13 protein-coding genes are annotated in these 12279 nt (G+C 75.9%); 7 read left to right on the top strand and 6 right to left on the bottom strand.

Translation table 11 applies throughout. From position 1 onward, the window contains the following. Positions 1 to 87: 87 nt before the first annotated feature. The 4 genes from ACFYO8_RS03220 to ACFYO8_RS03235 are packed head-to-tail and all read left to right on the top strand — an operon-like array spanning position 88 to position 2037. Entirely contained in the window at positions 88 to 732 is a 645-nt protein-coding gene (locus ACFYO8_RS03220) for a DUF998 domain-containing protein (RefSeq protein ID WP_357707862.1), read from the top strand. Between the two features lie 4 nt (positions 733 to 736). Next, positions 737 to 1024 (top strand): DUF1905 domain-containing protein, encoded by a 288-nt coding sequence (locus tag ACFYO8_RS03225; protein ID WP_184686102.1) that lies wholly within the window; start codon positions 737 to 739, stop codon positions 1022 to 1024. Then, positions 1021 to 1845: an NAD-dependent deacetylase gene (locus ACFYO8_RS03230; protein WP_387256760.1), complete on the top strand. Its 825-nt coding sequence runs from the start codon at positions 1021 to 1023 to the stop codon at positions 1843 to 1845. Before ACFYO8_RS03225 ends, ACFYO8_RS03230 begins: the two co-directional genes overlap by 4 nt. Positions 1846 to 1878: 33 nt before the next feature. Then, positions 1879 to 2037: a hypothetical protein gene (locus tag ACFYO8_RS03235; protein ID WP_387188314.1), complete on the top strand. Its 159-nt coding sequence runs from the start codon at positions 1879 to 1881 to the stop codon at positions 2035 to 2037. Positions 2038 to 2040: 3 nt separating this feature from the next. Here ACFYO8_RS03235 and ACFYO8_RS03240 read toward each other — a convergent pair whose 3' ends face one another. From ACFYO8_RS03240 to ACFYO8_RS03260, 5 genes are read right to left on the bottom strand one after another with little or no spacing between them, the layout of a single operon-like run. Further along, positions 2041 to 4785, bottom strand: a complete 2745-nt coding sequence (locus tag ACFYO8_RS03240) for an ATP-binding protein (RefSeq protein WP_387256762.1) — start codon at positions 4783 to 4785, stop codon at positions 2041 to 2043. A gap of 48 nt (positions 4786 to 4833) precedes the next feature. Next, positions 4834 to 6267: a hypothetical protein gene (locus tag ACFYO8_RS03245; RefSeq protein WP_357707853.1), complete on the bottom strand. Its 1434-nt coding sequence runs from the start codon at positions 6265 to 6267 to the stop codon at positions 4834 to 4836. Continuing rightward, positions 6264 to 6809, bottom strand: coding sequence for a hypothetical protein (locus tag ACFYO8_RS03250; RefSeq protein WP_357707851.1), 546 nt, complete (start codon positions 6807 to 6809; stop codon positions 6264 to 6266). The genes ACFYO8_RS03245 and ACFYO8_RS03250 overlap by 4 nt, the downstream gene beginning before the upstream one ends. Before the next feature lie 11 nt (positions 6810 to 6820). Continuing rightward, the gene (locus ACFYO8_RS03255; protein WP_357707849.1) at positions 6821 to 7372 is read right to left on the bottom strand and encodes a hypothetical protein; all 552 of its coding nucleotides are present in this window, start codon (positions 7370 to 7372) and stop codon (positions 6821 to 6823) included. A 47-nt stretch (positions 7373 to 7419) separates the two neighbouring features. After that, entirely contained in the window at positions 7420 to 9126 is a 1707-nt protein-coding gene (locus ACFYO8_RS03260) for a sugar ABC transporter permease (RefSeq protein WP_357707847.1), read from the bottom strand. A gap of 111 nt (positions 9127 to 9237) precedes the next feature. Between ACFYO8_RS03260 and ACFYO8_RS03265 the strand changes: the two genes are divergently transcribed. After that, complete coding sequence (locus ACFYO8_RS03265) at positions 9238 to 10167, top strand: diacylglycerol/lipid kinase family protein (RefSeq protein ID WP_387256764.1); 930 nt, start codon at positions 9238 to 9240, stop codon at positions 10165 to 10167. Here the strand turns inward: ACFYO8_RS03265 and ACFYO8_RS03270 are convergent. Continuing rightward, positions 10161 to 10556 carry a DUF2267 domain-containing protein gene (locus tag ACFYO8_RS03270; protein ID WP_354863427.1) on the bottom strand — a complete coding sequence of 132 codons (396 nt, stop codon included), beginning with the start codon at positions 10554 to 10556 and terminating at the stop codon, positions 10161 to 10163. The two genes, ACFYO8_RS03265 and ACFYO8_RS03270, sit on opposite strands and share 7 nt — an antisense overlap. Before the next feature lie 134 nt (positions 10557 to 10690). Between ACFYO8_RS03270 and ACFYO8_RS03275 the strand changes: the two genes are divergently transcribed. Both ACFYO8_RS03275 and ACFYO8_RS03280 read left to right on the top strand, forming a co-directional pair. Continuing rightward, the gene (locus ACFYO8_RS03275) at positions 10691 to 11443 is read left to right on the top strand and encodes a dienelactone hydrolase family protein (protein WP_355097453.1); all 753 of its coding nucleotides are present in this window, start codon (positions 10691 to 10693) and stop codon (positions 11441 to 11443) included. Positions 11444 to 11560: 117 nt separating this feature from the next. Further along, positions 11561 to 12274, top strand: coding sequence for an RraA family protein (locus ACFYO8_RS03280; protein ID WP_387188412.1), 714 nt, complete (start codon positions 11561 to 11563; stop codon positions 12272 to 12274). The last annotated feature ends 5 nt before the right edge of the window (positions 12275 to 12279 follow it).

Raw genomic sequence — 12279 nt, forward strand, 5'->3', positions numbered from 1 at the left:
CCCGCTTCCCGGGTAGGTCTGGCCCTACCCCGAACCGGCCCGCCACGCCCCGTGCGCCGGGCCGCCCGCGACCGGTGCACTCGGCGGATGAGAAACCGCCTCGCGGGCGCCTGCTGGCTGCTCGCCACCGCGTCGTTCCTGGTCGCCAACGTCATCGTGGGCCTGGCCTGGGAGCAACCCCGGTTCAGCTGGGCCGAGCACAACATCAGCGACCTGGGGAACGTGACCTGCGGCGTGTGGGACACCAGCCGGCCCCGCCCGGTCTGCTCGCCGTGGCACCCGGCCATGAACGCCGTGTTCGTCGGCGCCGGGCTGCTGCTCGCGCTCGGCGCGCTGCTCGCACACCGGGCGCTGCGCCCGGGCCGCGCCGCGGCCGTCACCGTCGCGTCGATGGTGGCCGCCGGTTTCGGGTACGTGCTGGCCGGTGCCTATCCGGCGGACGTGGACGAGAACCTTCACGTGCTCGGCGCGCTGCTGGTCTTCGCCCTCGGCAACGCCGCGATGCTCGCCGCCGCGTTCGCCGGGCGGTCGCCGCTGCTGCGCGAGCTGCGGACGGTCAGCGCGATCCTGGGCCTGCTCGGGCTGGCCGGCGTCGTGCTGTTCCTGGCCCGGGTGGACGTCGGCATCGGCGTGGGCGGCATGGAACGCGTCGCCGTGTTCCCGCTGTTCGCCTGGGTGACGGCGGCCGGGCTGCGGCTGCTCCGGTTCCGTCGGTCCCGGCCCCTATCCTGAGCCGATGGAGCTGGCGTTCAGCGGCGAGGTGTGGTTCTGGCGCGGCCCGGCGCCGTACCACTTCGTCACGGTGCCCGACGAGCAGAGCGCGGCGATCGAGGCCGCCTCGGCGTCGGTCACCTACGGCTGGGGCATGATCCCGGTGACGGTGAGCATCGGCGGCACCGACTGGCGGACGTCGCTGTGGCCGAAGGACGGGCGGTACGTGGTGCCGCTGCGGGTCGCGGCGCGCCGGGCCGAGGGCATCGAGCTGGGTGACCGGGTCGACGTGCGGCTGACGGTGGACGTGTGACCGGGCCGGAGCTGGCCGAGGCGGGCCGGCTGCTCGCCGCCGCGCGGCGGCCGGTGGTCTTCACCGGCGCCGGCATGTCCGCCGAGAGCGGCGTGCCGACGTTCCGGGACGCCCAGACCGGGCTCTGGCAGCGCTACGACCCGCAGGAGCTGGCGACCCCCGCCGCGTTCCGGGCCGACCCGGCGCTGGTGTGGGGCTGGTACGAGGCACGGCGGCGCGGGGTACGCCGGGCCCGCCCGAATCCGGGACATCTGGCCGTGGCCGCCATCCAGGCCCGGCTGCCGGAGACGGTGGTGATCACGCAGAACGTCGACGACCTGCACGAGCGCGGCGGCGTCCCCGCCCCGGTACGCCTGCACGGCAGCCTGTTCGCGCCCCGCTGTTCGGCCTGCGCCCGGCCCGCGCCGCTACCCGCCGACCCGCCGCAGCCGCAGCCGCACGGCGCGCCTGCCCCCGACGGCGCGCCTGCGCCGCACGACCGGCCGGACGGGCCGCTGGCCCCGCCCGCGTGCGCCGGCTGCGGCGCACCGGTGCGTCCCGGCGTGGTGTGGTTCGGCGAGGCGCTGCCGCATGCCGCGCTCGACAAGGCGGTCGAGGCGGCGTCCACCTGTGACCTCCTGCTGACGGTGGGCACCTCCGCGCTCGTCCATCCGGCCGCCGAGATCCCCCTTGTCGCGGCCCGCCTCGGCGTCCCGGTGGTGCAGGTGAACCCGGTGTCCACACCGCTGGACGCGATCTGCGCGGTGAACCTGCGCGGCCCGGCCGGCGAGGTGCTGCCGGCGTTGGTCCGCGCCGCCTGGCCGGACGCCGACGCCGGCTGAGCACGGTTCCGGCACGTCACGCTGCCCCAAGGCTTGAAGGTGATCCTGGACCGGTTCGGCTACGGCGGCGAGCAGCAGTGGGAGGTGGTCCTCGCCGCCAGCGTGATCGCCACCGTACCGATGATCGTCCTGTTCTTCCTGGCCCAGCGGCACCTCGTCGAGGGGATCGCGACGGGCGGGCGCAAGGGGTGAGGCTCAGGTGTCGCGCGGCGGCCGGCCCATCGCCGCGCCCAGCTCGGCGCGGCTGGCGATGCCCAGCTTGCGGTAGACCCGGGCCAGGTTGGCCTCCACCGTCTTCGGGCTGATGTAGAGCGCGTCGGCGATGAGCCGGTTGGTCTGGCCCCGCGCGGCGAGCCGGGCGACCCGCTCCTCGGTAGCGGTCAGCGCCGTTGGGGCCGGGGTGCGGGCGCCGATGCGGCCCAGCTCCGCCCGCGCCCGGTCGGCGAACGCGGACGCGCCGAGCGCGTCGAACTCGGCCACCGCCGCGTCGAGCGCCGCCCGAGCCTCCCGCCGTCGCCGCACCCGCCGGTACGCGCGTCCGGCGGCGAGCAGGCAGCGGGCCCGGTCCAGCGGCAGCACCGTCTCCGGCACCGCCGCCCGGGCCCGCGTCAGCGCGTTCAGCGCCTCGCCCGGATCCGCACCGGTCGCCCCGGCCAGCAGCACCCGGCTGCGGGCCAGCCCGAGCGTCGTCCACGGGCGCGGCAGCCGTTCGTGGCGCCGGACCAGCCGGTCCAGCGCGGCGTGCGCGGTGTCCAGGTCACCGGCGCCCACGCACGCCTCGATCCAGTCCGGCTCGAAGCGCTGCCCCAGCGGCTCGGCGATGCCGGATTCGTCCAGGTCGGCGGCGAGCGCGCCGTACGCCGTCGCGGCGGTGGCCCACTCGCCGGAGGCCAGCGCCACCAGCCCGGTGAGCTGGTGGTGCAGCCGCCGGCTCCAGGCGTCGCCGAGGTCGTCGTCGCGGCGCAGCCCGGCCGCGGTGGCGCCCGCCCGGGCCAGCCGCCCCCGGTGCGCGTCGAGCACGCCGGCCAGCCAGCTCTCGCCCACCAGGCCGGTGCCCAGCTGCTCACCCAGATCCCGGGCGGCGGCGATGTGCGTACCGGCCTCGGCGAAGCGCCCGGCCAGCAGTTCCGTCTCGCCGAGATGGGTGAGCACCTCGTGGCGCAGCGGGTCGTCGCCGCGCGCCACCGCCAGGTCCAGCATCAGGTGCAGCCGGGCCCGCGCCCGGTCGTGGTCGTCGACCGACTTCCACCAGATGGCCGGCACCGAACCGGCCAGGAAGGAGGGTTCACCCGCCTCCAGCGCCAGCGCCCAGTCCAGCAGTTCGGTGGACGCCGGGCCGCCGGCGCGTACCTCGTGGAAGAACAGCAGCAGCAGCGCGGCGGTGAGCAGCGGACGGTGCTCGTCGTGGTCGGACAGGCGGGCGATAGCGGCCCGCGCGTGCCGGCACGCGGGCTCCGGCTGGTCGTGGAACATGGTCAGGTGGGTGTGGATCCGCCCGGCCAGGTCGCCGTCCGGCCCGGCGGCGGCGAGCGCCTGCTCGGCGACGCGGACGGCGGTGACCAGCTCGTCGGCGCACCAGGCGACGAGCGCGCGCAACAGCAGCGCCTCGCCCCGCTCCGCGCCGGTCAGCTCGCCGGCCGCCGCCTCGGCCGCCCGCCCGGCCGCCGCGTAGTCGCCGCTGTCGATGCGGCACTGCACCGCCTCGAGGCGGCGCCGGTTGCGGTCGGCGGCAGCGGACGGCGGGGTCAGCTCGGCGGCCCGGGTGTACCAGTCGGCGGCGAGCGCTGACGCGCCGCGCAGTCGTTGCCGGGCCGCCGCGGCGGCCAGGTCGGCGGCCACGGCGGCGTCCGGCGCGACTGTGCACCGGGACAGGTGCCGGGCCTGCTCGTCCGGGTCGGCGACGGCGCCGGCGAGCAGCGCGTGCAGCCGCCGCCGGGCCCCCGGCGGGATGCTCTCGCGGACCGCCGCCGCGTACCGGGGGTGCGCGAAGTCGATCCGGTTCGGCGTGACCACGACCAGCCCGGCGTCCTCGGCCGCGTCCAGCGCCCCGGCCGGCACGCCGGCCGCCGCGAGATCCCGCGGCGTCGGCACGGTCAGCAGTGCGGCCAGCCGCACCGCGTCCCGGCCCGGGCCGGGCAGCGCCCGCAGCGTCCCGGCCAGCAGCAGACGCAGCGACGACGGTACGGGCAGGTCCTCGTCGTGCGCGGGCGGCCGGGGCAGCCGCAGCACCGCCCGGGCGAGTTCGATGGCCAGCAGCGGATTGCCGTCGGCGTCGCGGGCCAGCCGCTCGGTGAGCGGTCGGCTGAGCGTGCCGCCGAGCCGGGCCGCCAGGACGCGGTGCAGGTCGGGCGGGGTGAGCGGGGGTACGTCGGCGCGCAGCAGCCGGTGCCGTCCGGTCGGGTCGTCGTCCAGCCCGAGCGGCATCGGGACCGCCGGGCTGTCCCCGGTGCGGTGGGTGGCCAGGACGGCCGGCCAGCGGGTCAGCCGGCGCAGCGCGAACCGCAGCGCGCGGGCGCTCGGCGGGTCCAGCCACTGCGGGTCGTCGACCGCGAGCAGGACCCGGGGCGCATCGGTGACCGCCGCGTCGAGCAGGGTACGGGTGGCCGCGCCCACCGCCCGTTCGTCCACCGCGCCGTCGTGCTCGCCGGTCAGCAGCACCATCTCGGCGGCGGCCCGTTGCGGCGCGGGCAGCAGTGGTAGCGCGTCGGCCAGCGGGCGGAGCACGTCGGCGAGTGCCGCGTACGGCAGCGCGGTCTCGGCCTCGGTGGGCGCGGCGGCGAGAACCCGCCAGCCGGCGCGCCCGGCGTGGGCGACCACTGCCCGCCAGAGGGCGGTCTTGCCGATGCCGCTGGGACCGTCGAGCAGCACCGGCGTACCGGCGGTCAGGGCACGCCACACCCGCTCGACGACCGCGTCGCGGCCGACCAGTGCGGCGTCCATGGCGGGATGGTGGCACAGCCGCGCCCGCGAACCCAGCGTCGGCGCGGCCTAGCCCGGCAGCTGTTCGCATATCGAGACGGGCGGGATCACCTCCTGGTTGCGGTAGACGTCGGCGCTCCAGCTCGGCCCGCCCGAGGCCACGATCGGCGGTATCCGTGGTGCCCGGGACGGGCTGAGCAGGCTGAGGAACTTGTTGATCACCTGGATGACGGGTTCCAGGATCCGGTAGCCGATCCCGAATCTCGCCCGCACGCCGAGCCCGACACCCCGGCACAGCGCGTACGGCGCGCCGAGCGCGGAACCGATGGTGGCGCCGTACGAGGTGATCAGCTCGAACCAGATGCCGGCGGTGAACAGGAACGCGCTGATGCCCATGGTGAACCGCACGCCGTGCCGGACGACCAGGCCCATCACGCCGACCGGCACGCCGGTGAGCGAGTCGAGCAGGCTCACCCGGCGGGCGAAGCCCTCCGTCACACGCGAGCCCACCTGGCCGCCGGCGTAGCCGAACCCGAGCTTGCCGGCCAGCGCGTACTCGCCGGCGCCGCGGAACGTGCCCCGGCGTGCGCCGAACGCGGTGGCCACCTCCAGCGTCTGGCTCACCGTGAACGACAGCGGCAGGCCGGCGACCAGCCCGATCGGGAACGCGATGTCGACCGGCACCGGAAACGTGCGGCGGTGGTTCTGCCCGCCGTCGATGCCGGCGGTGAAGTCCACCTTGATGCCGAAGCCGCCGCCGATCTCCAGTTCGGCCCGATTCACCTTGCCCGCGCCGATGGCCAGGTGGAACGACGCGGCGGGCCGCCCGACCGTCAGCGTCGCGGTGCCGGCGAGCCGGAGCCCGCCGTCGTCGTACGTGAAGTGCGTGCCGACACCACCGGCGCAGCAGAACGTCCGCACCCGGTAGCCGTGTGCGGTGGCGCCCGCCTGCCCGCCCGGTGCCGGTGGCGGTTGGGCGGGCGCCACGGAGAGCGGGCGGGAGCGGCCGAGCGTGCCGCCGGCCGCCGCGGTCTCCCGGGTCCACGACGGCTCGCCGGCCACGTAGACCGTCGGGCGGTCGAGGGTGACGTCGTCCCCACCGAAGGTGCCGTCCCGGATCACCTCGGTGAGCGTGACCGGGCCGATCGTGACGACCAGGTCGCCGCCGTCCTCGGCCAGGTCGAGCACCCGGCCCACGCCGCGTCCGGTGAGGAACATGACCCGGCCGGGTGCGAGCCGGTCGGCGTCGCGCGCGTCCGGGTCCAGCCGCCAGATCAGCCCGTCCGGGCTCACCGACCGCACGGTGCGGCTGCCCCCGCCGACAAGCACCACGTCCGGTTGCAGCGTGACGTCCTTCCCCGGCGCCGGCGCCCGCCCGTACCGGGGCTGCTCCCCGTCGCCCGCGCCGGCCGGGTCCGGCGTGGACCCGCCGCAGCCGGTCACCAGGAGCAGCACCGCCAGACCGGCCGCGAGCAGCCGCCGGCCGCGCACCGCCGCCGTCACATCCGGCCGGCGACGGTACGGGCGAGTCGTTCCAGCGGCGCCCGGTTCTCCTGTGGGTCGTTGAGCCGCACCAGCCGCACCGCGACCCACAGGTCCCCCTTGCGGAGGAAGAACGCCTCATAGGTGAGCAGTGCCTCGTCGGCCACTCCGGTCAGCTCGCGGATCTCGTGCCCGAGCTGCCGCTCGATGTCGAGGTACTTCTTGGCGCCCTCGCCCACGAACACCTCGACCTGGGCGGTCGGCCCGCTCGTCGGTGCGGTGAAGGTGCAGGACTGCCCGGCCACCACCGGTTCGTCGAGCGGCGTGCCGGCGAGGCGTTCGGCGTCGGCCTCGGGCACCAGGGCGCAGGCGTCCGGCGCGTCGGCGGCGTCCACCGATTCGGTGCTCGGCTCGGCCGGCGCCTCCCCGGTCGGGTCCGCGACCGGCGTGCCCGCGCCGGGCGCTGCGCCACCGGCGGCCGGCGGGTCGTCGCCGCCGCAGCCGGCCGGCGCAATGAGCAGGGTCGCGGTCAACGCGAGCGCGATCAGTCGGCGGGTTCGCACGCCTGCCCCGCTCAGGCCGGGATCGCGTCGAGAGCGCGACGCAGGATCTGTTCGTTGCCGGTGGTGCCGCCGCTGAAGCTGCTGATGGTCACCGTGTACGCGCCCTTGCCGTCGATCAGCACCGCCTCGCCGCGCACGTCCTTGACCGCGAGGTAGCCCTGCTCGCCCCGGTCCAGGTCGACGACCTTCTCGTACTGCTCGACGGCCTGGTTGTGCTGGTAGTTGTAGGTGGTCTTGCCGGCGGTGACGGAGGCGGTGGTGACCGACAGCTGGGCGATGCCGTCGCCGAACGAGCAGTTGCCCTCGTCGCGCAGCTTCCGGTCGACCAGTTCGGAGACCTGGGCGGCGGTGAACGGGCACGGTGGCCGCACGTCGTCCACCGCGCCCGCGTCCGGGTCGCCGCCGTCCTCGCCCGCCACGGTGTCGGCCGAGCCGCCGTCGAACACGTCGCCGCCGGAGTCGCACCCGGCCGGCGCGAGCAGGGCGAGCAGCACCAGGGGCAGCGCCAGGCGGGCGCGGTGGAGACGGGCGGTCCGGACCGGGGTGAGCGCGTCAGTTGCCATGCCTGCGACGCTAGGCGCGACGTCACCGCCCGTAATCGGGGATTTCCCTATGCGGTGACCTTGGCGACGGGCTCGTCCGCCCCGGCGGGCGGCGCGTCCGCGTCGCTGCGCCGCCCCACCCGGATGGCGAGCCGCTCCACGTAGCCGATCATGAGCGCGGCGAACAGCAGCACGAACAGCACCAGCATCGGCAGCGGCAGGATCAGGCCCAGCGGAAGCTCACCGCCGCCGCCGAACGCGCGGTTCGCGATCATCGTCACCAGCGCGGGCGCGGTGAGGCTGTCCGGACCCTTACCCACCAGTGTCGTCCACAGTGGCGACTGGGCGTGCGCCAGCCAGGTCAGCAACGCGGTCACGGCCAGCATCGGCAGCGCCGGCAGCAGCAGCGTACGGCTGGCGCCACCGCCGGAGCGCCACCGCTCGTGCTGGCCCCGGAACAGCAGCGTGAACGCGAACAGCGCGGGCACCGACAGCCAGGTCGGCGGCACCAGGGCGAGGAACAGGCCCAGCTGTTCGCGCTCCATTGTGCGTTCGAAATTGGCGATGGCCAGCGGGCCGGCACCGACGAACAACCAGGGCGCGAACGGCACCAGCAGCAGTTCGCTCCAGCGTCCGAGCGGTCGCAGCGCGCCGATCCCGAATCCGGCCAGCGCGGCGAGCGTCACCGCGACGAGTGTGGACAGCAGGGGCGGCACCCAGGTGTTGGCGAACACGTTGGTGGTCTCGATCCCCCGCGGCAGGGGCCCGGTATCGGCGGAGAAGTTCCGCAGCCACGGCAGCGACGCCCAGACGGTCACGCCGACGACCACGACGAGCGCGGCGACGGTCGACCCGACGAGCAGCGGTCGGCGGCCGGCGAAGGACTCCGCCTCCCGGACGGCCGGGCCGTCCCGCCAGCCGTCGAATTCGATGCGCAGCCGGGTCGCCAGGATCAGTCCCACCGCGGCCAACCCGAGCAGCCCGAGCAGAACCAGCAGCAGCGTCGACGTGGCCGATCCGACGCCCAGGCGCAACGTCCGGAACGAGGTCTGCGCGATGCTGAACACCGGCGTCGCCGTGTAGTCGCCGCCCGGCCCGGCGCCGGTCAGGATGTACGGGGCGGTGAACGTCTGCAGGCCGACCGCGAGGACGCCCAGCCCGAGCAGCCCGCCGACGGCCAGCATGGCGGGCGCGGGTCGCTGGTCGAGGTCACGGCGGCGCAGTGCGCTCAGGTACAGCGTCGCGGCTACCGCGACGACCAGCCCGAACGTCACCTGTGCCAGCGCCGAGACGAGGAACGTCCGGGGGGACTGCAGATTCTCGGTGTAGGTGCCGCTCTCGATGTTCTCGGTGCGTCGGCCGAGGTACACGGCGACCGGCGCGTACGCGGCGAGCGGCAGCGCCAGCACGCCCCGGGTGACCAGGCGGGCGACCCGGCCGGCCCGGTCGGCGAGGACGGCGAGCAGCGGTGCGGCGAGCAGCGCCACCGCCAGCGGGATCAGGCTGAGCAGCACCGCGAAGCCGACCTGTCCGACGAACCCCGAGGCGAACACGGACTCGTAGTTCGACGCACCGGCCGCCTGATCCGGGCGGCGCGGCCCGTCGTTGTCGAAGCTGCGGGCCACTGTGGAGAGGGTGGGCAGGACGTACGACCAGATCCAGGCGATCACCGCCGGGACGACCAGTGCCAGCCCGATCAGGGTCCGCCCCGGACGACTCCGCGGTGCGGTCGGGGGACCAGGAACTGTCGCCTGCGGCGCTGCGGGCTGACTCATCTGGACAACCACCCTCCAAGCTCGATGATCTCGACCGCCGCGACGATAACCGACCCGCTCAACACCGGCAGTGCGACCGGCCCACGGCCGCGGGCGGCTACTGTCGCACCCGTGCGGACCAAGCAGGAACTGTCGGCGGCGATCCGGGAACGGCGGCGGGCGGCGCTGGTGGTCAACGCGCACTCCCGCCGTGGCCGGCGGCTCTACGACACCGTCCACTCGCGCCTGCGCGCGGCCGGGTTCACGCTGCTCGGCGCCTACCCGGTGGACCGGCCGGGCGAGCTGGACCAGGTGCTCGCCGAGGCCGCCGGCCTCGGGCCGGACCTGCTGGTCACCGGCGGCGGCGACGGCACCGTCGGCGCGGCGGCCCGGCTGCTCGCCCACCGGGACATCGCGATGGGCCTGCTGCCGCTGGGCACCACGAACAACTTCGCCCGCACCGTCGGCGTCCCGCTCGACCTGGACGCCGCGATCGGAGTGCTCACCGACGGCAAGGTGATCGACGTCGACCTGGGCCTGATCGGCGACACCCGGTTCACCAACCACGTCGGGATCGGGCTGTCCGCCGACATCATGCAGGCCGCGCCGCCGCGGCTGAAACGGATCGTCGGGCGGCTGGCGTACCCGCTGACCGGGCTGGGGCTGCTGGCCCGGCACCGCCCGCTGGCCGTGACGGTCCGCGCCGAGGGCCGCGAGCACACGTTCACCACGCACCAGGTGTACGTGGCGAACGGCGGCTTCCACGCCGGCCGGCCGATCACCGCCGACGCCACCGCCGACGACCGGCTGCTGGTCGCGTACCCGGTGGGCGGGCCGACCCGGCGCGGGCTGCTGCGCGAGACGGCGCGCAACGCGGCGGCCGGCCACCGCCGCACGCTCGGCGAGGAGCCGTTCCTGGCGGTCCGCCAGGTGTGGCTGGACACCGACCGGCCGGCCCGCATCGAGGTCGACGGCGAGCCGTACGGGCGGACCCCGGTCCGCATCGGCCTGGACCCGAACGCGCTGCGGCTGATGGCCCGCCCGGACAGCCCGGATCACTGACCGGTCAGATACCTGGCGCTCTGGTCGGCGACCTCGCCGTACTCGGCCGGGAGTTGCCCGACGACCTGGGCGTAGGCGGCCGGGTCGACGGCGTCGCGCAGCACGTCGAACACCGCGGTGACCCCGTCCCGGGCGGCGTCCGCGTCCACGTCGGCGCGCCCGCTCACCCGCTCCACGAACACGTCGAGGCCGAACGGCTCGGCATCCTCGGCCGGGCCGAAGGCGTACGCCCGCAGCGCCTCCGGCAGCCGGTCCGCGAGGTCGCGGGCTTCCCCGCCGTCGATGCGCTCGGCCAGCGTGGTCAACGTGGCCCGGGTGACGGCGGTGGCCTGCTCCGCGGACGCGCCGCACCGCTGGGCCACCGCGTCGATGAACTGGTCCTGGTCCATCTCGCCGCCTTCCTCCGCCGGGAGTGCGGGATTCCCGCCCTGGACCTCCGCAAACGGCCGGTGCGCCCTCGGGTGCCGGCGTCGTCGGGCCCGGGTAGCGTGCAGCGCGAACCCGCAGCGAGGAGGCCCCGACAGTGCAGCCGACGACCGTGGACGTGCCCACCCCCGACGGGACGGCCGACGCCTACCTGGCCGTGCCGGAGGCCGCCGGGCCGTTCCCGCCCGTCCTGCTGTTCATGGACGCGTTCGGGCTGCGGCCCCGGGTGGCGGAGATGGCCGCCACGATCGCCGCCCGCGGCTACGTGGTGCTGGCCCCCAACCTGTTCCACCGCTCCGGGCGCGCGCCGCTTGTCGACCTCGGCGCGCTCGCCGACGACAGCCGCCGGGCCGCCCTGTTCGAGCGGCTCGGGCCGATGATGGCCGCGTTGACGCCTGATGCGGTGGCCCGCGACACCGCCGCCTACCTGGACTTCCTCGCCGCCCGCCCGGATGTCGCGCCGGGCCCGGCGGTGCTCACCGGCTACTGCATGGGTGGCACGAACGCGCTGCGCGCGATCGAGGCGCTTCCGGACCGGATCGCCGCGGTGGCCGCGTTCCACGCCGGGCGGGTGGTCACCGACGCCCCGGACAGCCCGCACCTGGCCGTCGGCGCGGTGACCGGCGAACTGTACTTCGGGCACGCCGACGCCGACCCGTCGATGACCGCCGAGCAGATCGCCACGCTGGAGAGGACGCTGGACGACGCGGGTGTGACCTACCGCTCCGAGGTGTACGCCGGCGCCCGCCACGGCTACACCCAGTCGGACACCCCGATGTACGACGAGCGGGCCACGCAGCGGCACTGGACGGCCCTGTTCGACCTGCTCGACCGCACGTTCGGGCGCTGACCCGCCCCGGCGTGCGGGGTCCGGCCGGGGGAGGATCCACCGGGCCGGGCCGGGCCGCAGGCCACCGGGTGCCGACTGGCACCTGCCCGCGCCGCTCCGGCTGGTTAGCGTCGGCGCATGGACACCCGTCACGACGAGCCGGCCGCGCGCTTCGCCGCGCTGAGCACCGCCCACGTCGCCGACGCCTGCCTGCGCGCCGGCGTCCCCGTCCGCTGCGCCCCGGCCGCCGTCGTCCCGGTGCTGCCCGGCCGGCGCCTGGCCGGCCGGGTTCGCCCGGCCCGGCACGCCGGTAGCGTGGACGTCTTCCTGGAGGCGATCGAGCAGGCCGCCGACGGGGACGTGCTCGTCGTCGACGACGGCGGGCGCACCGACCGGGCCTGCGTCGGTGACCTGGTGGTGCTGGAGGCGCGGGCCGCCGGCCTGGCCGGGCTGGTGGTGTGGGGCGCGCACCGCGACACCGCGGACCTGGTCGCGGTCGGCCTGCCGGTGTTCAGCCTCGGCGCCACCCCGAGCGGGCCGCTGGAACTGGACCCGCGCCCGGACGGTGCGCTGGAGCAGGCCCGGGTCGGTCCGTTCACTGTCGGCCCGCGGGATCTGGCGCTGGCCGACGACGACGGCGTGCTGTTCGTACCCGCCGATCGGGCCGGGGAGCTGTTCGAGCTGGCCGAGTCCATCCGGGACACCGAGCGGCGGCAGGCCGACCGGATCCGGGCCGGGCAGTCGCTGCGCGCGCAGGTCGGGTTCGGCGCGTACCTGGCGGCCCGGGCCGCCGACCCGGCGCTGACGTTCCGGGCGCACCTGCGCGCGGTGGGTGGCGCGATCGAGGAGTGACCCGG

This window comes from Micromonospora sp. NPDC005257, from assembly GCF_042872445.1.
In the GTDB taxonomy this organism is placed as follows: Bacteria; Actinomycetota; Actinomycetes; order Mycobacteriales; family Micromonosporaceae; genus Micromonospora.

What these genes read in the sequence shown, in the direction of transcription:
- ACFYO8_RS03220 (WP_357707862.1), top strand. Translation starts at nt 88, where the DNA reads ATGAGAAACCGCCTCGCGGGCGCCTGCTGGCTGCTCGCCACCGCGTCG.
- ACFYO8_RS03225 (WP_184686102.1), top strand. Translation starts at nt 737, where the DNA reads ATGGAGCTGGCGTTCAGCGGCGAGGTGTGGTTCTGGCGCGGCCCGGCG.
- ACFYO8_RS03240 (WP_387256762.1), bottom strand. Translation starts at nt 4,785, where the DNA reads ATGGACGCCGCACTGGTCGGCCGCGACGCGGTCGTCGAGCGGGTGTGG.
- ACFYO8_RS03255 (WP_357707849.1), bottom strand. Translation starts at nt 7,372, where the DNA reads ATGGCAACTGACGCGCTCACCCCGGTCCGGACCGCCCGTCTCCACCGC.
- ACFYO8_RS03260 (WP_357707847.1), bottom strand. Translation starts at nt 9,126, where the DNA reads ATGAGTCAGCCCGCAGCGCCGCAGGCGACAGTTCCTGGTCCCCCGACC.
- ACFYO8_RS03270 (WP_354863427.1), bottom strand. Translation starts at nt 10,556, where the DNA reads ATGGACCAGGACCAGTTCATCGACGCGGTGGCCCAGCGGTGCGGCGCG.
- ACFYO8_RS03280 (WP_387188412.1), top strand. Translation starts at nt 11,561, where the DNA reads ATGGACACCCGTCACGACGAGCCGGCCGCGCGCTTCGCCGCGCTGAGC.